This is a genomic window from Providencia sp. M-27, from assembly GCF_011077905.1.
Taxonomy (GTDB): Bacteria; Pseudomonadota; Gammaproteobacteria; order Enterobacterales; family Enterobacteriaceae; genus Providencia; species Providencia huaxiensis.
In genome coordinates, this window is record NZ_JAALBT010000010.1 from 1 (window position 1) to 22,244 (window position 22,244).

General features: G+C 41.5%; 18 protein-coding genes. 13 read left to right on the plus strand and 5 right to left on the minus strand.

Going from position 1 to position 22,244, the window contains the following annotated elements; genetic code table 11:
• Positions 1–301: 301 nt before the first annotated feature.
• From G6Q48_RS14575 to G6Q48_RS14590, 4 genes are read right to left on the minus strand one after another with little or no spacing between them, the layout of a single operon-like run.
• The gene (locus tag G6Q48_RS14575; RefSeq protein WP_166267225.1) at positions 302–478 is read right to left on the minus strand and encodes a hypothetical protein; all 177 of its coding nucleotides are present in this window, start codon (positions 476–478) and stop codon (positions 302–304) included.
• Complete coding sequence (locus G6Q48_RS14580; RefSeq protein ID WP_102139166.1) at positions 475–3,579, minus strand: MexW/MexI family multidrug efflux RND transporter permease subunit; 3,105 nt, start codon at positions 3,577–3,579, stop codon at positions 475–477. The genes G6Q48_RS14575 and G6Q48_RS14580 overlap by 4 nt, the downstream gene beginning before the upstream one ends.
• A 10-nt stretch (positions 3,580–3,589) precedes the next feature.
• Entirely contained in the window at positions 3,590–4,699 is a 1,110-nt protein-coding gene (locus G6Q48_RS14585; RefSeq protein ID WP_102139165.1) for an efflux RND transporter periplasmic adaptor subunit, read from the minus strand.
• Between the two features lie 12 nt (positions 4,700–4,711).
• Positions 4,712–5,140, minus strand: a complete 429-nt coding sequence (locus tag G6Q48_RS14590; protein ID WP_102139164.1) for a DoxX family protein — start codon at positions 5,138–5,140, stop codon at positions 4,712–4,714.
• A gap of 98 nt (positions 5,141–5,238) precedes the next feature.
• Between G6Q48_RS14590 and soxR the strand changes: the two genes are divergently transcribed.
• From soxR to G6Q48_RS14650, 12 genes are all read left to right on the plus strand, one after another.
• Entirely contained in the window at positions 5,239–5,736 is a 498-nt protein-coding gene (gene soxR / locus G6Q48_RS14595) for a redox-sensitive transcriptional activator SoxR (RefSeq protein ID WP_102139163.1), read from the plus strand.
• A 232-nt stretch (positions 5,737–5,968) separates the two neighbouring features.
• Complete coding sequence (locus G6Q48_RS14600) at positions 5,969–6,754, plus strand: SDR family oxidoreductase (RefSeq protein ID WP_102139162.1); 786 nt, start codon at positions 5,969–5,971, stop codon at positions 6,752–6,754.
• Between the two features lie 35 nt (positions 6,755–6,789).
• Complete coding sequence (locus tag G6Q48_RS14605; protein WP_166267227.1) at positions 6,790–8,034, plus strand: styrene monooxygenase/indole monooxygenase family protein; 1,245 nt, start codon at positions 6,790–6,792, stop codon at positions 8,032–8,034.
• A 14-nt stretch (positions 8,035–8,048) separates the two neighbouring features.
• Positions 8,049–8,585 (plus strand): flavin reductase family protein, encoded by a 537-nt coding sequence (locus tag G6Q48_RS14610; RefSeq protein WP_242685819.1) that lies wholly within the window; start codon positions 8,049–8,051, stop codon positions 8,583–8,585.
• A 14-nt stretch (positions 8,586–8,599) separates the two neighbouring features.
• The gene (locus G6Q48_RS22810) at positions 8,600–9,382 is read left to right on the plus strand and encodes a cyclase family protein (RefSeq protein WP_102139160.1); all 783 of its coding nucleotides are present in this window, start codon (positions 8,600–8,602) and stop codon (positions 9,380–9,382) included.
• A gap of 3 nt (positions 9,383–9,385) precedes the next feature.
• Positions 9,386–10,999, plus strand: a complete 1,614-nt coding sequence (locus G6Q48_RS14620) for an FAD-dependent oxidoreductase (RefSeq protein WP_166267229.1) — start codon at positions 9,386–9,388, stop codon at positions 10,997–10,999.
• A 71-nt stretch (positions 11,000–11,070) separates the two neighbouring features.
• Positions 11,071–11,967, plus strand: coding sequence for a transporter (locus G6Q48_RS14625; RefSeq protein WP_166267231.1), 897 nt, complete (start codon positions 11,071–11,073; stop codon positions 11,965–11,967).
• A gap of 536 nt (positions 11,968–12,503) precedes the next feature.
• On the plus strand, positions 12,504–13,130 hold the full coding sequence (locus tag G6Q48_RS14630) for a fimbrial protein (protein ID WP_102139157.1): 627 nt from the start codon (positions 12,504–12,506) through the stop codon (positions 13,128–13,130).
• Between the two features lie 59 nt (positions 13,131–13,189).
• Positions 13,190–13,894, plus strand: a complete 705-nt coding sequence (locus G6Q48_RS22815) for a fimbrial biogenesis chaperone (RefSeq protein ID WP_166267233.1) — start codon at positions 13,190–13,192, stop codon at positions 13,892–13,894.
• Between the two features lie 18 nt (positions 13,895–13,912).
• Complete coding sequence (locus G6Q48_RS14640) at positions 13,913–16,396, plus strand: fimbria/pilus outer membrane usher protein (RefSeq protein ID WP_166267235.1); 2,484 nt, start codon at positions 13,913–13,915, stop codon at positions 16,394–16,396.
• Positions 16,387–17,382 carry a fimbrial protein gene (locus G6Q48_RS14645; protein ID WP_166267237.1) on the plus strand — a complete coding sequence of 332 codons (996 nt, stop codon included), beginning with the start codon at positions 16,387–16,389 and terminating at the stop codon, positions 17,380–17,382. The genes G6Q48_RS14640 and G6Q48_RS14645 overlap by 10 nt, the downstream gene beginning before the upstream one ends.
• 428 nt (positions 17,383–17,810) lie before the next feature.
• Positions 17,811–18,107 carry a hypothetical protein gene (locus G6Q48_RS14650; protein ID WP_166267239.1) on the plus strand — a complete coding sequence of 99 codons (297 nt, stop codon included), beginning with the start codon at positions 17,811–17,813 and terminating at the stop codon, positions 18,105–18,107.
• Positions 18,108–18,290: 183 nt separating this feature from the next.
• On the opposite strand, the gene G6Q48_RS14655 is transcribed toward G6Q48_RS14650, so the two are convergent.
• Complete coding sequence (locus G6Q48_RS14655; protein ID WP_166267241.1) at positions 18,291–19,298, minus strand: AraC family transcriptional regulator; 1,008 nt, start codon at positions 19,296–19,298, stop codon at positions 18,291–18,293.
• A 747-nt stretch (positions 19,299–20,045) separates the two neighbouring features.
• Between G6Q48_RS14655 and G6Q48_RS14660 the strand changes: the two genes are divergently transcribed.
• The gene (locus G6Q48_RS14660) at positions 20,046–22,244 is read left to right on the plus strand and encodes a thiamine pyrophosphate-dependent enzyme (protein ID WP_166267243.1); all 2,199 of its coding nucleotides are present in this window, start codon (positions 20,046–20,048) and stop codon (positions 22,242–22,244) included.

Here is a 22,244-nt window from a genome sequence, read left to right on the forward strand (position 1 = left end):
CAGAGGAACTCAACTACGGGGTCGATCTATCAACCATCTGATAATGGTATCAGGTTGGTGGGGTAAAGGTGCCCCATCAACCATTAAATCCGTATACCCTTAAAAAATTATCATTATAAAGATGTGGCGGTTGTCGTAGAAAATTCCCAACGTGAATTGTTGGACGCATTACCCGGCAACCCAATTATTATTCGGGAAGGTAATCTTGTTTTAGCCTTTTATGAAGGCCAATAGCGATAGTAGGTTGGGATGTTGTTTGATAATAGCCGCCATTCCATTTAGGTTTGGCGGCTATTTACATTTAGCGCGTAGGCTTATTTAAGGTGTTCGAGTTTGAGGTGGAATGGGGTTTTCCCAGACCCGCGGGGAGACCATGATAAATTAATAGCATCGCCATGCTATTGCTCATCGCATTCACTTCCACTTCGTCGATTGTACGGTTGTTACGTTGATGACGGCTAGTTAACGTATTTCTCATTGGGACGTCTCCTCAGTTTCTTTGATTAGGCGATTCGCTTCGGCAAGCTCATAGCGCCTTGGTGTTAGCGCGGTTGCACTGTGATTACGGGCGAGTAAGGTATAAATGGTCGGTAAAACAAACAGGGTAAATAGTGTGCCAACTAACATTCCGGTGACTATTACTAAGCCTAAACCAAAGCGGCTATTCGCTCCCGCTCCAGTGGCGAAGAGTAGTGGAACTAAACCTATCACCATTGCTGCGGTTGTCATTAATATTGGGCGTAAACGAATTTGTGCCGCTTTGAGAATGGCATGTCGCCTGTCTAATCCTTCATTGGTTTGTAATTCATTGGCAAATTCAACCATCAATATCCCATGTTTACTGATTAAGCCAATCAATGTGACTAAGCCGATTTGGGTGTAAATATTCAATGTCGCATAGCCAAGTGCCAATGGAATTAACGCACCACAAATTGAAAGTGGAACAGTAATCAAGATAATCAATGGGTCGACTAAACTTTCATACTGTGCGGCTAAGACTAAGTAAATAATGATGAGCGCCGCCATAAAGGCAAAGGCGAGGGTGTTTCCTTCTTGTTTATATTGGCGCGAATCGGATTGCCAGTCATGGCTAAAACCGGCGGGTAGCTCATTGGCTATCTCGTCTAAGTAGGCAACAGCTTGGCCTAACGTGACGCCAGGAGCTGGTATTGCTTGGAAAATTGCAGCATTTTGCTGATTAAATTGTGTGAGTTTATTTGGCTCCACTTGGGTGTTGATATCGACCACGGTTGAGAGTGGGATCATCGTTCCCGCTTCCGATTTTACATAATGGCGAGAAAGGGCTTCCGGTGTCAGGCGTTGGCTACGGATACTTTGCGGGATCACATCATAGGAACGGCCATCCATCCCAAAGCGGTTAATATAGTTTTCTCCCACTAATAAGGTCAGCGATTCACCGACATCTTGCATACGAATGCCTAAGCTATTCGCTTTTGAACGGTTGATGCGGATTTCTACTACTGGGTTGTTGTAGTCAAGATCACTATCTACCACCATAAACAGGCCACTTTCACGTGCTTGTTGCTTGATCTCTTCCATGGTTTTGTAGAGTACGGAATAGTCCTGCGGGCTTCTGAGAACCATTTGGATTGGTAAGCCACCGGTTGAACCGGGTAATGCGGGCAATTGGAAAACGAAAATGCTGTTCCCTTCGACATCACCAACACGCCCTTGTAAGTCGCCTTGGATCTCAGACGCGACGCGGTCGCGTTGCTCCCATGATGTCAAGTTAGTTCCCCCAAAGCTGGCGGAAGGGCCATCGGTTCCGTTAATAATCCAAGTACTCTCCGTTTCCGGTAACTCCATGAAAACATCATGTAATTTACGTGAAAAACGTTCTACGTACTCGAGGTTAGCGTGCTGAGGCGATTTGATAGCGGTTAATACGCTAGATTGGTCTTCTACAGGGGCTAATTCACGAGGAGCAGATTGATAAAGCAGTGGTAAACTAATGAATACACCAATGGCAATAACACCTGTTAACCAACGGTTTTTCAAAGAGAAATTCAATACAATGGTATAGTAGTGGGCTAAGGTAGAAAAGAAAGTTTCTGCCATACGCGCCATACGTCCTTCATTCTGTTTTGAGTTCAACATGAAGGAACTCATAACAGGGGAGAGGGTTAACGCTACAATACCGGAAACAATCACCGCACCAGCCAACGTGAGCGCAAATTCTTTAAATAAAGCACCCGTTAACCCAGACATTAGCCCTATTGGGGCATATACCGCTGCCAAGGTGATCGTCATAGCGATAACGGGACCTGCCACTTCACGAGCGCCAATTAAAGCCGCTAAAACCGGTGATTTCCCTTCTTCAATATGGCGATGGACGTTTTCAACCACCACGATAGCATCATCGACGACGAGACCAATCGCTAATACCATGGCGAGTAACGTGAGTAAGTTAATACTAAACCCAAATGCCATCATCAAGGCTGCGGCACCTAACATTGATAGGGGAATAGCTAAAATTGGGATGATCACGCTGCGAATTGACCCTAAACACAGGTAAATAACGGCAATAACAATCAGTAACGCTTCAACTAAGGTGTTAATAACTTGGTCAATAGACGCTTTAATAAAGCGCGAAGTTTCAAATGCCATTTCGACTTTAACACCGGGAGGTAATGTTTTGGTGATGTCTGGCATTAATTGATTCATGCCGTCAACGATTACCAGTGGGTTACCGGTTGGTGTGGCAAATAAACCAAGGTAAATTGCGGGTTCACCATTCATTAAACCGCTGGTTTCTGTAGAAGCGGCTCCTAATTCAATGGTTCCCACATCTTTTAAACGTACTAACCCGTTACCGTCATTGCGGATCACTAAATCACGAAACTCATCGACATTAGTGAGGTCGGTATTGACATAAACATTAGAAATTACGAACTCGCCTTTGACTTTACCGGGAGCCGCTTGGTAGTTGTTTTGGCGAACCGCTTGCGCAACATCTGCCGCAGTTAGCCCCCGGCCGGCTAATTTATCAGCATCCAGCCATAAACGCATTGCTAACTGTTGGCCACCAAAGACTTGAACTTTAGCGACACCGTCAATTGAGGAATACATTGGTTCAATAACGCGAGAAATATAGTCTGTCAGGGCTGGAATGGATAAATTGGTACTGGAAAAACCGATATAAGCAACCGCTGTGGATTCTCCAGAGGAAAGCTCAATCACAGGGTCATAAGCTTCTTTCGGTAATTTATAACGAACTTGGTTCACCTTCGCCATGACTTGCGCAAGGGCTTGGGTTGAGTCTCGGTTAAGTTCCATTCGTACCGTGACAAGGCTGCTTCCTTGTACTGAAGATGAGGACAGATAATCGACGCCTTCCACTGAGGAAACCGCTTGTGCGATGGGTTGCGTCACAAAACCTTGCATCAATTTAGCCGATGCGCCAGGGTATTGCGTAGCAATGGTGATCGTCGAGCTTTCTAGCTGTGGATATTGGCGAATAGGCAACTTACTCAACGCAAATAAACCAATTAACACAATCAGCGCACTGACTACGAGGGCCAGAACAGGTCGGCGAACAAAAATATCAGTAAATTTCATTGCGCCTTCCTTATGAACCTTGAGCCATGTTAGCGATAGGTTCAGACAATGTATCTTGAGCAACTGGGGTGACAGCAGAGCCGTCATTTAAGCGTAATTGCCCAGAGGTGACGACTTTATCGTTAGCACTCAAGCCATGCTCTATCTCAATTTTGCCATCCCAACGTTGCCCTGTTTTCACAGATACGCGCTTGACGGTCATCGCATCCCCTTCACCTTGTGTAATAAACACGGTATCGCCATAGGCGGTATATGTAACAGCGGTTTCTGGGATCGTAATGACTTCATTACTGGCTTGGCGAACCACATTCACATTGGCGTACATCCCGGCTTTTAATGTGCCATCACTATTTTCTAGAGTGGCTTGCAGGGCGATAGTGCGTGACTTACCGATGAGTGGGTCAATGGCCGTAATACGGGCTGGGAATGTTTTATTGGGATAAGCATCCACCGTAATATCAACAATTTGTCCTTGATGCAGTTCCGGTGAGGCCTGTTCATCTAAAGAAAAATTGAGCTTTAAGGTTTGGGTATCCACCAAGCTGGCAATGGCTTCACCGGGGTTTAAATATTGTCCTTCATGAACTTGGCGAATACCAATTGTCCCATCGAACGGGGCGCGGATTGTTTTTTGCGCAATCAATGCTTGGGTTTGGCGGATCAGGCCTTGGGCAATATCACGTTCAGCACGCGTGCTATCTACTTGAGCCTCTGCTACTAAATGTTGCGCAGATAATGAACGGGTTCTTTCGTATAAGCGAGCCGCATTACGCAACTGTGCTTGGTAGCGTGATAAATCAGCTTGTTCAACAGCATCATTGAGTTGTACTAATAATTGGCCTTTTTTGACTTGCTGGCCAGATTCAAATGCAATTTTTGTAATACGGCCATTGGTTTCCGCCGCGACTAAGACTTGGCTGCCAGCTTCTAATTCACCCACACCGTAAAAAGTGCGAGGTGCGGTATCTAAGCTAACAGGTGCCAACGCCACTTTTACGGGTGGATACTGGTAGGCTGCTTGTTCGTCTTCTTCATTTTGGGCATAGGTCGAATAAATCGCGCTACCCGCCCCAACAGCAACTAAAACGGAACAAAGTGTCATTATTGTTTTTTTATTCATTAAATTTTCCTTCTATTTCTGCGCTTTTAGCGCGAAATAAAGACCTCTAAAATGCCCTGCAATGGCGATAGCGATTAAGCCCCCAATAACGGCGATATGTTCAACAGCCCAAAACATCGCGATTTGAGCTTGTTCTCCCGTGTAGCTCCAAAAGGTGTGGACAACCACAATAGTGAGGAACAAAAACACGGCTAATGCCCCAGTACCAAGCCATAAAAGACGATTAAATAGCACAAGAACGGAGCCAACTAACATGACAGCAGCAGAAGCAATATTGAAAAACCAATCTGGGTGAAGACCTGCAGCACGCATTTCAGCCAGACTATTTTCATAATCAAAAACTTTGGCTAAACCAGATGAAATAAATAAAACCAAGATTAGTAAGCGAGCAATAAGCCATAAGCTATTGCTTTCTAACATTTTGGTAATCACCGATGGCATAAACCTATCCCCTTTAAAAAATAACCTCAATTGACAAACTAGCAGGGTCGCACTATAAAACCTTAAGTTAAGTTGAGGTCAAGCAAAGGTGAGCTAAAATGGCGGACAAAGACACAAAAACGATAAAACCTCAGAAAAATGAGGGGAGAAAAATTGATTTTACGCGGGCATTAACGGTGGGTGAGGTGGCAAAACGCGCTGGAGTGCCTGTCTCCACAGTCCATTTTTATGAATCAAAGGGGCTAATTCAAAGTACTCGCACTCAAGGGAATCAGCGACGATTTCATTCTGTTGTCCTTCGTTATATCGCCATTATTAAAGTTGCACAAAGTACGGGGATCCCATTACATGAAATTCAAGAGGCATTAGGGCGTTTCCCTGCAAATAGCGCACTAACTTCAGAGCAATGGAAGGAGATGTCGACACAGTGGCGTAAGTCTTTAGATAAGCGTATTCGGCAATTGACTCGTTTACGTAATGAATTGGATAACTGTATTGGTTGTGGTTGCTTATCACTCAGTGACTGCCCGTTGCGTAACCCTGATGATGTACTTGGTAGGAGAGGACCCGGTGCCCGTATTTTAGAGCGTCCATGAGTTACTTTATTAATTTCTGCGATTAATCATACTTTTCATTATTTGGATAGCCACTGCTGAAAGTGGCTATTTAACGATTTATATCATCACCTTGCTATTTAAATTACCGCACATAGTGGATATTTTTTGCGTCCATCGGCTACCCCTTTCCAACATATTTGCGTAACTATTCGTTATGTTAATTTTTTGTGAACTCATTGTAACTAAGTGAGAAGAAAAGAGGGTAGCAAAGATGAAAGGCTTGAATAATAAGATTGCCATTGTGACTGGGGGAGCGACCAAAATTGGTGCAACCGTTGCGAAGGTATTAAGTGACTACGGCGTTAAAGTCACGATTTTTGATATTGATACCTTGAATGGTGAAAAGGTAGCTCAAAGTGAGCCCAATATTGATTTTCTTCCTGTCGATATCACTGACGACCAACAACTTAAACAAGGCATTGATCGTGTTGCGCAAAAATATGGCCAACTCGATTTTTTAGTTAATCTGGCAGCCACTTATCTTGATGAAGGCCAGTTATCTACAAGGCAGGATTGGCTTACTGCGTTGAATATCAATGTGGTGAGTGCGGTGATGGCAGCGCAGTTTGCCAAAGTGCATTTCGCAAAATCAGGCAAAGGCGCCATCGTCAATTTTACCAGTATTTCTTCTTCTGTCGCCCAAACAGGCCGCTGGCTCTATCCCGCCTCTAAAGCCACTATGTTGGAGGTAACTCGCAGCCAAGCAATGGATTATGCGGCTGAAGGAATTCGTGTGAATTCCGTTTCTCCGGGGTGGACTTGGTCCCGAGTTATGGATGAAATCACGGGGGGTGACCGTCAAAAAACAGACCGTGTTGCCGCTGATTACCACTTATTAAAACGCGTCGGTGACCCGGAAGAAGTCGCTCAAGTTGTCGCGTTCCTGCTATCTGATTTGGCCAGTTTTGTTACAGGTGCAGATTACGCTGTCGATGGCGGTTATTCCGCTATGGGGCCTGAACAGGCTAAACCCGCAATTCCCCGTCTTGCACAGTAAGACACCACTTTAACTATTTTGTAGAGGAAAATACTATGCGTCGTATTGCTATCGTCGGTGGTGGTCAAGCGGGTATGCCATTAGCTTTAGGCCTACTCAATAAAGGTTATGAAGTCACGGTTGCAACAAACCGCACTCCAGATGATGTTAAAAATGGCCGAGTGATGTCGAGCCAGTGCATGTTCGATATTTCACTGCAATTTGAACGTGATTTAGGGATTAATTTTTGGGAAGAACAGTGCCCTCCAGTTGAAGGCATTGGTTTTACCGTTCCTCATCCCGAAAAAGCAGGGGAAAAAGTGATTTCTTGGCGTTCGCGCCTCGATAATTATGCCCAAGCGGTCGACCAACGTATCAAAATGCCTTACTGGATGGAGTTATTTGCTGCTCGTGGCGGTAATTTACGTATTGAAGATGTTGGTGTCGCAGAACTGGAACACTTAGCGCAAACGCATGATTTAGTCGTGTTAGCGGGTGGAAAAGGGGAAATTGTTAAACTGCTTGAGCGCGATGCTAGCCGCTCACCTTATGACAAACCACAACGCGCCTTGGCATTGACTTATGTGCATGGCATGTTACCAACGCCAGAGTTCTCACAAGTTTCTTTCAACTTGATCCCCGGTGTTGGTGAGTATTTTGTATTCCCATCACTGACGAATAGCGGTGATTGCCACATTATGGTGTTTGAAGGGATCCCCGGTGGGCCGATGGATCAGTGGAATGACGCACGTACTCCACAGGAACACTTGGCTTACAGTAAAAAAATTCTCAATACCTATTTACCTTGGGAAGCAGAGCGTTGTCATCATGTTGAGTTAACTGATGATAATGGCATTTTAGCCGGAAGATTTGCACCAACAGTGAGAAAACCGGTGTTAACTCTACCATCAGGCAACATTGTGTTTGGTCTAGGAGACGCATTAGTAACTAATGACCCACTAACGGGGCAAGGTTCAAATAATGCCACCAAGGCTTGTAAAGTCTATTATGACGCTATTTTAGCCCATGGTGACAAGCCTTACACTGCCGAGTGGATGAATGACACATTTGAGCAGTTCTGGAAGTATGGCCGCCATGTTGTGGAATGGACCAATTCCTTACTCGCCCCTCCTGAGCCCCATATTTTACACTTATTAGATGCAGCCCAGCAGTTGCCATCCTTAGCACACACCATCGCCAATGCCTTTAATTACCCGCCCGTATTATTCCCTTGGTGGAAAGATGGGGCTGCCTGTGAGGCCTATATTCAATCGCAAATGATGGAAGAAGCTCGAGCTTAATGGGGGATATCAGTATGTCTATGATTGCAGAGGATACACTCATGTGTGATAGGGAATGGGGCGATACCGAATTTGAATCAAAAATATTGCGTAATCTGCTGGGGTGCTATCCAACAGGGGTTGCGATTGTTACCACTCGAACTGCAGATGGCCGTGATGTTGGGTTGACTATCAACTCGTTTGCATCGCTATCACTTGACCCACCGCTAGTGCTATGGAGCTTAGTTAACCATTCACCAAACTTATCCGTATTTCGTGATTGCTCTCATTTCACTATCAATATCTTAGGTCACGGGCACCAAGAACTTGCAATGCGTTTTGCGAACCCGCGTATCGAAAATAAATTTGAAGATGTGGCGACTCACCTTACACCAGAAGGTATTCCCGCATTGCACGGAGCGATAGCGACATTGGTATGTGAAAACCATAAACAAGACACGATTGGCGACCACTTATTGATGGTGGGGCATGTTCGCCGTATCGGCAGTGAAACGGGTAAGCCACTAGTGTTCCATGGCGGTAGTTTTACTGCATTACATGACGCGCCTTAAGTGAGGAAGAGACTATGAACCAGCAAGTATTAATGACATTCGCAACACAATTGCAGGAAGGGAACATTCAAGTTATTGACCTGACACAAACGTTATCGCCTTCATTTCCAGCTCTGCAATTGCCTGAACAGTTCGGGCAAGTCTGGTCATTTAGCATGGAACAGATTTCTCGCTACGATGATAACGGCCCTGCATGGTATTGGAATAATTTTAGTTGCGGAGAACATACTGGGACGCATTTTGATGCGCCAATTCATTGGATTAGCGGTAAAGACCAAATCAATAATACGGTGGACACCATTCCAGTGGAAAACTTTGTAGCGCCAGCTGTTGTGGTCGATGCCAGTGCGGAAGTGGCTCAAAACCCTGACTGGGTATTAACTGTCGAGTTTCTGCAAAAGTGGGAAGAAAAGCACGGCACAATTCCTAAAGCCGCTTGGGTACTTTTTAGAACTGATTGGTCGAAAAAGGCGAATGACCCAGTTGCCTATGTCAGTATGCGTGAAGATGGTGCGCACACGCCGGGGCCATCTCAAGAAGCGGTAGAATGGCTTATTCACCAGCGTGATGTTAAAGGGTTTGGTGTTGAAACTATAAATACAGATGCAGGGCAGTCATATAGTTGGCCAGTACCTTACCCTTGCCATACTTTAATGCATGGTCACAATAAATATGGCCTGCAATGTTTGACGAACCTCGACAAACTGCCTGCGACTGGTGTCGTGATTGTTGCTGCGCCACTTAAAATTGAAGGTGGCTCAGGCAGCCCATTACGTGTACTCGCACTTGTGGGGTGAGGTATGACAACAAACTCAACCCCTCAGGTCATTGTGGTGGGCAGTGGGATGAACTCCTTGATGTGTGCTGCCTTGTTGGCAGTACGTGGGAAATCAGTCCTCGTTCTTGAGCGAAATGATCGCTTAGGGGGCTGCATTCGCACTGAAAATTTATTTGAGGGCTATACCCACGATCTCCTTTCTTGTTGGTACTCCTTATTTGTTGGTAGCCCTGGATACCAAGAGCTCGAACCCTATTTAAAGCAGTATGGATTAGAATTTGCACAATGTGATTATTCAACGGGTCTAGTGCAACCGGATGGCCAATCAATAGCGCTAAAACGCGATATTTCTGAAGCGGCCAAGCAGCTCGACCAGTTGGCTCCGGGGGATGGCCTTGCATTTCGTAAGATGGCGGAACAGCTATTTACACAAGATGTAGCGCTCACATTTGGCTTATTAGGGCAAAACCCATACAGCGCCAATATGCTGAAATTATTATTTTCAGAATGGCGAAAACGTGGGGTCGATGGCTTGCTTGATTTTGCAAAAGCCGGAATAGAAAGCTTTCGCCGTTGGTCAGAACGTGAATTACAGCACGATTTTAGCCGAGCTTTGATGGCGCCATGGGTATTACATACCGGACTTGGGCCGGATGAAGCCAGTTCTGCATTAATTGGCAAATTGACTTTTGCCGCGGTGGTCGCTGGTGGCATGCCTGTGGTGAAAGGCGGTAGCGCTCGTATCGTGGAAGCGTTTGCAAAGGTTATTGAAGCGCACGGCGGTCAGTTAAAAACGGGTATGCACGTTGAAAAAATCATCACCACAGGTGAGGGGAAAAACCAACGGGCAACAGGTGTGAAGGTGAATGGGCAAGTCATTGCAGCCTCTGAAAGCGTGGTTTGTAACGTTACCCCAACACAGTTGTATGGTTCATTACTCGAAAATATTTCGCCACAAGTGAGGGAAAAAGCGAGAGGTTACCGTTATGGGCGTGCAGGTATGCAAATTCATTTTGCTTTAAGCGCCCCTCCCCCTTGGTGCAATCCTGAGCTGTTAAATGTACCACTGGTGCATTTCACTGAAAGCATGGAGCAGGTGTGTTTGTCGGTGACACAGGCAAATAATGGTTATTTACCCGATAAACCGACATTTGGTATTGGCCAACCTACCGCACTTGATCCCAGTCGAGCCCCCGATGGTGGGTGGATCTTATGGATCCAGATGCAAGAGTTACCTCGAGTTTTAAAAGGGGATTCTGCTGGTGAAATTTCAATACCCGATGATGGACGCTGGAATGAGCAAGTGCGAGAGGCTGTTGCCGATCGAATTCAACAGCGTTTAGAGCTGGTAATGCCTGGCTTTTCTCATTTGATAGTGGGACGTAAGGCAATCTCTCCCGCTGACTTAGAAAACTACAACTGTAACCTTGTTGGTGGCGATCCTTATTCAGGGACGTGCTCCCCCGATCAGTTCTTCTGGTTGCGGCCTTTCGCAGCGACTGGCCAGACAAAAACACATCAAACTGCAGTCAAAAACCTTTTTCATATTGGCGCTTCAACGCACCCCGGCCCCGGTTTGGGTGGCGGTTCAGGTTACCTTGTTGCCCAAAAATTAGCAGTCAAACGCAGGACATAATAAATCGACAAAGGATTTGCGACATAACAGGTAAAGCACACACAGTAAGACAACCCACTATGGCAGGAAATATGATGAAAAAAATAACAATCAGTAAGCTTGTAGCAGGTTCGTGTCTCAGCGTACTTTCGTTTGGTGCGATTGCCACTGAAGGTGGCGGTTTAGGGGTATATCCCGATGGGCTAGAAAACTTTATGTCAGGGGCACTGCCACCGCAAGGGGTACATGTACTGATGTATGGGGGAAATGCACATTATGACAGCGTTCGTGATAATAAAGGGGATAAAATACCGGTTCCAGGTTTTAGTGTGAATGTTAACGTATTGGCACCGCGTTTTATTTGGGTGACTGATCAAAAAGTTTTCGGTGGTGATCTGGCTTTCCATACCATTGTGCCGTTGCTAGATGTAACCGCAAAAGCAGCAGGCCAAAAAGAGACCAGTCGGGGTCTCGGCGATGTCACATTTGGCCCTGCATTAGGGTTTCATCCATCGGCGGATTTACACTATGTGGTTGGGCTAGATGCGTATGCCCCAACAGGTAAATACAGCAAGACAGACCCATCAAGTTTAGGTAAAAATTATTGGGCGCTGCAACCGGTTTGGGCAATCAGTTATATACCGCCTGTTGGTGTAAATGCAGATTTGAAAATGATGTATGACTTTAACTTCCGTAATAACGATACGAAAACCCGCTCAGGGCAAGCATTTCACGCTGATTATGCACTAGGGTGGGGGGTTGGAAATGGTTGGGTGGCAGGTATTGGTGGCTATGCATTTTTGCAAATGACCGATGATAGCGGCCCGAATTCAGCTCAAGGCAAAGCTCGCGCATACTCAGTAGGGCCTTCGATTCGTTATGCAAACCCTCAGGGGTGGTTATTTACTGCAAAATGGGAAAAAGATTTTGAAGTTAGAAACCGGCCTGAAGGTTCACAAATTTATTTGAAAGCATCAATTCCATTCTAACTAATTATAGACATTCCTTTTTTCTATAACGCCTTATAGTTTTAATATTATACGGCGTTATGCTTATTAATACTTAAATTTATAGTAATTCTACGCATTTTAAATCCCCTTTATTCTTATTTTAAATATAAAGTATATATACGTGTTTTATATGTATAAAAACTTAAATGATATATTAAACTTATACCCGTTTTTAGTGTATTTATTGTCTGGGTTTTTCTCCGCTATTTAATTTTCTTAAATAATTAAGTTTTTATCTTTATGTTTATTCTGGTTATTTTTTAAATTCTATTAAATAAATATTAAATATCAAATAAAACATTTTATTTGATGTAATTTTATGTATTATGATTAATGTCATCCAGACGCTGGTTATTTTAAATCTGGTTTTTTATCATGAAGTAATATCTAGTATTAGTTTTCAAAGTATTAATAAAGAAACATTTGCTAACATTTATTAATAATTAAACACCCTGCTTCAGTTTGTTTAATTAAAATCTAATGTAAATACTGCTCTTTAATTAGAGGAACATATCATGAAAAAACTATTATTAGCTGCGATGATTACAACAAGTTGTTTTTCATTAAATTCATTTGCCGCAACAGATACTGTTGGTGGTGGTCAGGTGAATTTCTTTGGTAAAGTCACTGATATTTCTTGTACTATTTCAGTCGATGGTCAAGGAAGTAACGCTAGCGTATATTTAGCGCCAGTTTCAATTAAAGAAGTGAAAGCAGCCGCAGCTTTGACATATTTAAAACCGAAATCATTTGTTATTGATGTAACAAACTGTACTCAAACAGCAACATCAACACGTGCAGACGTTGATGTTAAATTAGATATGAAACGAATTGGTGTATATTGGAATGGCGGTAATATATTACAGAATCCGCCTACAGGAGCTGAAGGGTATTTAGCAAATACAGAGTCAACAGGAGCTAAAAATATCCAGCTTGTGTTAGCAACAAAAGGTGATTCTTCTTTATCCAGCACTAAAATTATCCCTGGTGATCCAAATCAAGCAAAAGTTGTTACAGACTTAACATCGATTAAAGATGGTGCTCGATTTACTTATTTTATTGGTTATTCGGCACCAAACCCTGCGATTGTGACAACGGGTTTAGTTAATAGCTATGCAACTTATGAAATAACGTATAAGTAATTTTTGCATTTTTGTTATAACAAGCGGTAGTTTTACTACCGCCTTTAAAAGAGGTGAAAATGAAAGTACTGAGTTTATTAAATGTTTTTTTGTTATTTGTTTGTCACTTTTCTTTTGCCAATAATATTATTGTTAATGGTACTCGGTTTATTTACGCTGAAAATGACAAAGAAATTACGGTCCAGCTAAATAATACAGCAAATAGACCTGCGGTTGCTCAAGTTTGGCTTGATGAAGGTGACCCAAAGGCCCTTCCTGAAACAATTAAAACTCCTTTTCAAATAACACCGCCAATATCAAAAATCTCTGCAAGTGGCGGGCAAACAATTCGAATAAAATTGGTTGATAGAACATTATTGTCGACAGATAAGGAGACTTTATATTGGCTGAATTTATTGGATATTCCACCAATTACAAAATCAGAAAAAAACGCTGAGCAAAATATGCTGCAACTAGCAATCCGCTCTCGCTTTAAATTTATGTATCGTCCGAAAAATTTGGGTAGTAGAGAGTTAGCTCCTGAACAGTTACAGATTTTTGCAGGTAAACAAAATATCCAAGTTAAAAACCCCACTCCCTTTTTTATTACAATCACTGCTATCAATGACGAAAAGACAACACTTAATACCGAAGCATTTATGTTAGCACCGGGAGAATCTCAAACTATCAAGATTAATGGAGTCGTAAATCCAGGAGATAATATAATAATCAATAATATCAATGATTATGGTGCAGAGGTTCCAGCAAAAATAAAAGTGAAATGATCGGATGCAAGGATGAATATGCGATTTAAAAAAAATAAAACTATTTTTTTCACATTGTCGATTATACCTATATTGGTTGTAACCAGTGAGGCTCATGCTGAAGAGCAAAGTTCAGATGAAATATATGAGTTCAATAGTGGTTTTATTGTAGGCAGCCAGGAAAGTATCGATCTTACCCATTTTAATGAAAATGAATTAAGGGAAGGGGTTTACTCGATTGATTTCTATGTTAATGGCTATTGGAAAGGTCGACATGAAATTCAATTAAGCAAAAGAGGTAAGCAAAATATCGCAGCATGTTATTCAAATACTTTGCTAATGAGCTTGTCAATTAACACTGCCGCATTGAACCCAACACTTAGTCGTAGCGAACAGTCGTGTGGTTTTCTGAAGGAATGGAACAACGATAGAAATATTAAGGAAACGTTAGACCCGACCAGCCTCAGGTTAGATTTAACGCTACCTCAACTCTATATTATACAGTCGCAAGCTGGCTATGTGCCGCCTGAATTCTGGGATAAAGGAATTCCTGCATTAAATACAGCATATCAAGCTAACTTTTATAGTAATAACCTTTCAGACTCATCCATTGAACGCTATTCCACGATGTATCTTGGCATTAATTCGGGTTTTTCATATAACGGTTGGCAATTAAAACACATCGGTAATGCCGCGTGGCAGGAAGGTGACAGTTTTCGATGGGATAGCAATCAAACTTATCTCCAAGCGCCATTAGTTTCTATGAAATCAACCATGACGGTAGGGCAATTTTATACCGAAGGTAACTTATTTGATAGTGTGAGTTTACGGGGGGTGAAAATAGCAACGGATGACAGTATGTACCTTGATGGTGTTACAAATTATACACCGGAAATACGTGGAATAGCCCAAAGTAATGCACTAGTCACCGTTCGACAAAATAACACCGTTATCTATCAAACTACTGTTCCTCCCGGGCCATTTAATTTACAAGATGTGACACCGTCAGGCTATGGTAATGACCTTGAAGTGACTATCAAAGAAGCGGATGGAAGTGAAAGCTCTTTCTTTGTTCCGTATTCCTCATTACCCCAACTCTTAAGACCTAAGTTTACCCGCTACCAAGTTGCAACAGGTAAGTTAGATCAAAATAGTTATCGCCATCGCCCCTATATTATTCAAGGGACATTACAGCATGGCTACAATAATTATTTCACATTCTATACGGGTGTTAATGCGTATGATGATTATCAAGCATACATGCTGGGTACTGCTATTAATACACAAGTCGGGGCTTTGGCTTACGACATTACGAGTGCAAGAGTGAAAACACAAAACCATCGAGAAAATGGTTTTAAGCATCAATTAACACTAAATAAATTATTTTCAGATACAAAAACCAATTTTATTGTTAGCGGTAATATTCGCTCAAATGAGTCTTACTATGATCTGAATGAATCACTTTACCTTATTGATAATGAAAAGCGCCAAACAACTAGCCAACTACGGCATGAAAAGAAAAGTCTCAATTACACAATTAACCAAGAACTTCCCGAAAGCTATGGCGGTTTTTATTTTACCGGGCGGATAGTTGATTATTGGGATGATAGGAACACTGAAAAACAATACCAATTTAACTATTATAATCATTTTGATAAGCTATCTTACTCCATTTCTTTTATACGGCTTTATTCCGACAATTATAAAAACAGTAAAGACGACAGGATAAGTATTAACCTTAGTTATCCATTATATTTTGGTGATAACCAACATATCTCATTGACATCAAATACTATCTTCAATAACTCATCATTCGATGCAACCCAACTAGGTATTAATGGCTCTCTCGATGAAGATAACAATTGGGTTTATGGTATAAACTCTTCTTTCTCAAATAATAGTAATAATAACATTGCATTAAATACTGCTTATCGAACCCCTTACTCTTCTTTAAATGCAAGTTATAGCCATGGAAAACGTTATCGTCAGTATGCCCTAGGGGCTAATGGTTCAATGGTGCTTCATGCTGATGGCGTAACTTTTTCGCCAAATACATCCCAAACGATGGCTTTGATAGAAGCGAAAGATGCTCAGGGAGCTTCAATTGTAGGATCTCCGGGGACTCATATCGATAGTCAAGGCTATGCACTCGCATCTTATATGCGCCCATATCGCGTCAATACTATTGAACTCGATCCTAAAGGAAGCTCAGAAGATATTGTTTTTCAAAATACACTTAAAAACGTAGTTCCTTATGAAGGGAGTATCGTTAAAGTCAGCTTTGGTACGAAAGTTGAAAAGAGCAAAGTATTTGAAGTTAAACGCATTAACAATCAACCACTTCCATTTGGTGCTGAAATCAAAGGGGACTCGGGTGCATCGATAGGCAGTGTTGGGCAAGGTAGTAATATATTTGTTAATGATGAATATGAAGGTAAGGCAACGGTTGTTTGGCATGAGGGGGAGTGTTCATTCTTGCTTAACAAACAAATTGAATTGAATAGGAACATAGTATGCGAATAGTTTATTTATATTATTTTTCTGCTATTTTTTGCATTAGCTCTCCTGTGATGGCTGACTGTGTTCGTACCTCAGTGCCTCCCGTAGATATTAACATGGAGTTAGGTCGAGTGGTCGTGAGCCCTGAATTACCCGTTGGTACTATAATTCGGGAGCGAACATGGAATATGGATATGGCAACAGCTGTATGGGCCGAATGTAGCGGCGGTACGGTATTAGATGCGAAAGTTGTCGCAAGTAAGCCTATGTCTGGGGATAATATTATCGAAACGAATGTTCCTGGAATTGGCTTACGGTTTATTCGTGATGCTGATGGCGGGAAGATAAAAATCACTTATCCCGGCCATTATACCGTGCCTGGAGAAGGTACAAAAAATGTTGTACTAGCGGGATCTACGTTTACTATTCAAGTGATTAAAATTGCAGATGTCACTGGCTCGGGGTCAATCCATCAAGGAGAGTACACCCGCTATGGTTATTTACCTGATTCGATATCTCCTGCATTGATTACACGTTTGAATGCCGATGCTATCACGATTGTTTCTCCTTCCTGCAAAATAACCTCTGGCGTAAACCAAAATGTAATAATGAAATCAGTGAAAAAAAGTGAGTTTACAGGTTTAGGATCAACCGCAGGTTTAACACCATTTGCGATTACTATGTTATGTAGTGGCGGTGTTAATGCGTCCAATACATCTAATATTTATATGTCATTTAATGGGGAACTTGCACCAGATACAAATAAAACTCAAGGTGTACTTGAAAATAGTTCAACAGAGCTTCAAGCTGCGGATGGGGTCGGGGTACAGGTTCTGACTAAAGAAGATAAACCATTGGAATGGGATAAAAAATATTTGGTAGGAAGCGTGGGAATACTTCAAGAAAAAGCAATAAATCTTAATTACATAGCTAAATATTATCAATATAAAAAAGAAATAACACCAGGGAAAATACAAGCTAAGATGATTTTTAATATTTCTTACGATTAGTAAATATATCTATAGTAAATATATCTATATTAATTAAATGAGAGTGGTTCTCTAGCTTTTTATTAGAGAACCATTTTTTTTAATTATTTTTAGGCATGTTTTTTTGTCTAGTAATTTGAATATAAATGTGTTTTTTACTTCTGAAAAATAAATTAAATCGACAGAGTGTAATTATTTATTAAAAAGTGTGTTGACATGAAAATTTAACTTAGTATCATTCCACTCGCCTTAACTAAGGTCAAATATAATCTATTTTAAAGCGTATTATTACTTAGTTTTTAAATACGTTTTTGGTTGTTGGTTAATTTAATTTCACAGCAATGTTTTTTTCAAACCATTGAATTTTATTTTTTTAATTTTATATGTGATTGTATACGGCCTTTACAAACTAATTTTTAAAATTAATTCAATGAATAGAGTGGGTTACAATGAAAGTTATCGTTATGTTATTCTCTTTTTTGTTTTCTTTTTTTACATGCAGCATGGAAAGTAGTGGAGGGAAGGTTTATTTCGGTGGGTATGTCTTTGAAGAACCTTGTAATTATAAAAAAACAGTTAGCCATATAGTATTAACTTGTAATGAGAGGGATAATAATAAAAAACATTATTATCAAATTTCTTCATTAAATGAAAATGAAACTAAGATTGATTCAGTTAAAATCTCTGATATTAATTTATCTAAGATATCAATGAATTCTGCAATTACGACTATTTCATATAGGTAATAATACCAGTAAATAAAGAATATACGTTGTCTTTTTTCATTTTTGGCCTTCATTTAGATCCCCCCCTTAATCTATAAATTAGAAAGGGGGGGATGTTTTTTAAACTAATATTATAAATAGAAAATAATATATGGTATTTTTGATATTAATAATTTTATGTTGTTAAATGACTGTTATACCTAATTAGGCTTTTTTCATGCTTTTACTCGGCGTTTCACCATAACGTTGTTTATATTCAGCACTAAAACGCCCCATATGTGTAAAGCCCCAACGTAGTGCAACGCCAGTGACACTGGTAGCTTCTCCTGAAAGTAACTCAGCACGGACTCGCTCCATCCGTAAATCACGTAAATATTGCATTGGGCTAATATCTAAAAACTCTTTAAATCCTGCATATAAACTACGCAAGCTGACACCAGCAATAAGGGCTAACTGCTCTACAGTGATAGGTTCATGTGCGTGAGCTTCTAAATACTCTTGAACTCGTCGAACATGGCGAGGTCGGATAGTAGCTCTCCTCAAACTGGGATTTTCAGTATAATTATGACCTTGAGTAGAAAGAAGTGTCACCGAGACCAGTTGCTCTACTTGTGTGGCGATCAATTTATGCTGTAAAAGATCTGGGGTTCGAGTAGCACATTCAATGAGGTAATTCATCAATGTTCGCCACGCAATACAAGATTGCCATGCAAATCCAAGTTCAAAAACCAATGGTTTATCTAAAGTATGACCAAGCTGGCCAACTAAAGATCTCTCTAATAATGATCGAGAGATGCGTAACATCAACTGATCATTATCGCTATTCCAACGCATCGTAGTTGGCTCTTCAGGGCTGAGTAATGAAGCCATTTGTGGGGTGGATTCTATGCATTTTCCACCACTTTCTATGATTGCGCTACCTGAAAGCGGCATTTGAACTAGAAAGAAATCTTGTAATTGCCCCGGAGCAATAGAGACATCAGCACCGTATCGTAAACGGCTTAGAGAAATATCCCCCATAGGAATATAGTGCATCCGAGCATCGAGACGTTGGTGTGGATTGAGTAAGTTAAACTGATGTGGTTTCATCACTCGGCCAACCATTGATTTTATCTCTTCAGGATCGGCCGATGTAAATAGTAAACGCTCTGAAGAACAAAGCTGATTTTCAATCTGAGGTGCAGCTGAATGGGACCACGAGTTGCTCAACATCGGAGATACCTCCAAAATTATTTGCCAGCCCTATTTCATAGAAGATCATGTATTGGCCTGACTTTATTGCTTATTATATGTTTTCTCAATGAATTCAAATAGTTATTATATGTAGAAAAGAATTTAGTGACTGATTATGTTAGAGGTAAGGGGATGCCTAAATAATCTAAGAACCCTCTTTGTTTTTTAACATTTTGTTAATTATTGTGTAACCTAATGTGAGGTGAACATAACATAAACAACTTTTGTTACCTAGCTAAAAGTGTGCAGAAACTATCCAAATAATGCAAAAAAATAGAAACTGTATGGTTATTGTGACATTGATAACAATATAAAAAATAAAGTTATTTTATTTTTTGAATAGTAAAATATTCATGATTTATCATATTGTTGCTTCTATTTGCCTAGTCACCCGCCTATATTTTGAATCAATAATTTATTTAATTTGCTTATGTAGGTTTTAATAACTGAAACCTTTATTTTTGTAGGGTATAGCCCTTACTATTTTATAATTTTGAATGTTTTTCACTTATTTTCTATGGGTAACTTTTCTTCTCTATTTTTGTGAAAGAGATTACCTTCTAGCTGTTTCAATTCGTTTTGTCCCCAATCTGCAAGCCTTATCCACTCTCTGCATAAATCTAATTTCCATGATTAATCATGGATTGACCTTGCGTTAACAAAAGATATACAAATAAGAAACACAAAAAAGATAAAAACGTTCTGATGTTGATTGGTGAGGTTAAAATGGCTGAGCGATCGTTTGTACAAGAAGTTCAAAAATTACGGCAAGGGCAAGGTGAAACCTTCAGCGGTGAAGGGATCCTTGCTGTCACAAAAGCGCTGTTAGAGTCTGGTGTATCTTACGTTGCGGGATATCAAGGTGCTCCTATCTCCCATTTGATGGATGTCCTTGCTGATGCACAAGATATTTTATCCGAATATGGTATTCGTTTTGAAAATAGCGCAAGTGAAGCAACTGCAGCGGCAACTTTGGCTGCCTCAGTTAATTATCCACTACGTGGCGCTGTGACGTTTAAAGCAACCGTGGGAACGAATGTCGCATCTGATGCCTTAGCTAACTTAGCTTCTGGTGGCGTGTTAGGTGGGGCTTTAATTATTGTTGGTGAAGACTATGGTGAAGGCTCTTCTATTATGCAGGAGCGCAGCCATGCTTTCGCAATGAAATCGCAGATGTGGTTACTCGACCCTCGGCCCAACTTGCCGTCCATTGTTCAAGCGGTGAAAGACGGCTTTGAGCTCTCTGAAGCCAGTAATACACCTGTTATGTTACAAATGCGTATTCGTTCTTGTCATGTTCACGGACAATTTGTTTGCGCAGATAATCAACCCCCTAAATTTACAGTGAAAGATGCACTCGAGAACCCAACTCGAGACGTCAGTCGCATAGTATTACCCCCTGCTAGTTTCTTACATGAAAAAGAAAAAATTGAAGCTCGCTGGCCCGCTGCAATTAAATTTATTCAACAACATAAGTTAAATGAATTTTTTGCAGAAGACTCGGATGATGTTGGAATTGCGCTACAAGGCGGTTGTTACAACACGTTGATCCGCGCATTAAATCAGCTAGGGCTAGCGGATGTTTTTGGTAATAGCCAAATTCCTTTATATGTGATGAATGTGGCTTATCCATTGATTGATGATGAATTTGAACGTTTTTGTCGCCACAAAAAAGCCATTTTAGTCTTGGAAGAAGGCCAGCCAAATTTTGTTGAGCAAAATGTGGCGAATATTTTACGTCAACGCAAGATTGATATTGCCCTACATGGCAAAGATATGCTGCCAATGGCGGGGGAATATAATACTGCAACAGTGCTTGCGGGTTTACGTTCGTTTTTTGAATGCTATGGAAAGATAGCTCCACAAGTCAAGGCGGCTGCAAAACAGATCCGTATTCCAACGATTAATATTGCCACTCAAAAATCTGAAGGATCCTTTCCTGAATATGTGAATGCAGCTGAGCCAACGCTAGACGAGTCTGTCCATGCGCGCCCACCAGGGTTTTGCACAGGCTGCCCCGAAAGGCCTATTTTCACTGCGATGAAGTTGGTGGAGCGTGAATTAGGTGAACACCATGTCAGTGCAGATATCGGCTGTCATTTATTCTCTATTCTACCGCCCTTTAATTTGGGGAATACCACTATGGGTTATGGGTTAGGAGGCGCAGGGGCTGCGGCTTTGAATGCAAAAGCTGGGAAACGCGCGATTTCAGTGATGGGAGATGGTGGTTTTTGGCATAACGGTTTAACCAGTGGTATTGCCAATAGTGTTTTTAACCGCAGTGATAACTTAACTATTGTGGTTGATAACAGCTATACCTCTGCGACAGGAGGGCAAGATATTCTCTCTTCGACGGCGTTGAATCCAACCCGTAGTACTGGTCATGAAATTGAAAAAGCGGTGAAAGGCGTGGGTGTTAATTGGGTGAAAACCATTAAACACACCTATGACTTAAAAACCATGACAAATACGTTACGTGAAGCTTTAACAACCGATGAGCAAGGGCCCAAGGTTCTGATTGCGCAAAGCGAATGTATGTTGAACAAACAACGCCGCGAAAAGAAAAAAGTGCGTAGTGATGTTGCCGCAGGCAAACGAGTGGTACGTGAGCGTTTTGGTGTCGACCCTGACACCTGTACGGGCGATCACTCTTGTATTCGCTTATCTGGTTGCCCGTCTTTATCAATTAAACCCAGCCAAGACCCATTAAGAACAGACCCGGTTGCAACAGTGATGGATAGCTGTGTCGGCTGTGGGCTATGTGGTGAAGTCTCTCACGCTGCTGTTTTGTGCCCTTCTTTTTTTAAGGCTCAAATTATTACTAACCCTAATGGTTGGGACAAATTGCGCCATCGTGTACGCGGTTGGTTTATTGGCTATTTACAGCGTCGTGACGCACGTCGTCGTGAACAATTTAGTTTCTAA

Bases quoted from the DNA above. Each gene is read 5' to 3' on its own strand.
- G6Q48_RS14575 (WP_166267225.1), bottom strand. From the start codon at position 478: ATGAGAAATACGTTAACTAGCCGTCATCAACGTAACAACCGTACAATC.
- G6Q48_RS14580 (WP_102139166.1), bottom strand. From the start codon at position 3,579: ATGAAATTTACTGATATTTTTGTTCGCCGACCTGTTCTGGCCCTCGTA.
- G6Q48_RS14585 (WP_102139165.1), bottom strand. From the start codon at position 4,699: ATGAATAAAAAAACAATAATGACACTTTGTTCCGTTTTAGTTGCTGTT.
- G6Q48_RS14590 (WP_102139164.1), bottom strand. From the start codon at position 5,140: ATGCCATCGGTGATTACCAAAATGTTAGAAAGCAATAGCTTATGGCTT.
- soxR (WP_102139163.1), top strand. From the start codon at position 5,239: ATGGCGGACAAAGACACAAAAACGATAAAACCTCAGAAAAATGAGGGG.
- G6Q48_RS14600 (WP_102139162.1), top strand. From the start codon at position 5,969: ATGAAAGGCTTGAATAATAAGATTGCCATTGTGACTGGGGGAGCGACC.
- G6Q48_RS14605 (WP_166267227.1), top strand. From the start codon at position 6,790: ATGCGTCGTATTGCTATCGTCGGTGGTGGTCAAGCGGGTATGCCATTA.
- G6Q48_RS14610 (WP_242685819.1), top strand. From the start codon at position 8,049: ATGTCTATGATTGCAGAGGATACACTCATGTGTGATAGGGAATGGGGC.
- G6Q48_RS22810 (WP_102139160.1), top strand. From the start codon at position 8,600: ATGAACCAGCAAGTATTAATGACATTCGCAACACAATTGCAGGAAGGG.
- G6Q48_RS14620 (WP_166267229.1), top strand. From the start codon at position 9,386: ATGACAACAAACTCAACCCCTCAGGTCATTGTGGTGGGCAGTGGGATG.
- G6Q48_RS14625 (WP_166267231.1), top strand. From the start codon at position 11,071: ATGATGAAAAAAATAACAATCAGTAAGCTTGTAGCAGGTTCGTGTCTC.
- G6Q48_RS14630 (WP_102139157.1), top strand. From the start codon at position 12,504: ATGAAAAAACTATTATTAGCTGCGATGATTACAACAAGTTGTTTTTCA.
- G6Q48_RS22815 (WP_166267233.1), top strand. From the start codon at position 13,190: ATGAAAGTACTGAGTTTATTAAATGTTTTTTTGTTATTTGTTTGTCAC.
- G6Q48_RS14640 (WP_166267235.1), top strand. From the start codon at position 13,913: ATGCGATTTAAAAAAAATAAAACTATTTTTTTCACATTGTCGATTATA.
- G6Q48_RS14645 (WP_166267237.1), top strand. From the start codon at position 16,387: ATGCGAATAGTTTATTTATATTATTTTTCTGCTATTTTTTGCATTAGC.
- G6Q48_RS14650 (WP_166267239.1), top strand. From the start codon at position 17,811: ATGAAAGTTATCGTTATGTTATTCTCTTTTTTGTTTTCTTTTTTTACA.
- G6Q48_RS14655 (WP_166267241.1), bottom strand. From the start codon at position 19,298: ATGTTGAGCAACTCGTGGTCCCATTCAGCTGCACCTCAGATTGAAAAT.
- G6Q48_RS14660 (WP_166267243.1), top strand. From the start codon at position 20,046: ATGGCTGAGCGATCGTTTGTACAAGAAGTTCAAAAATTACGGCAAGGG.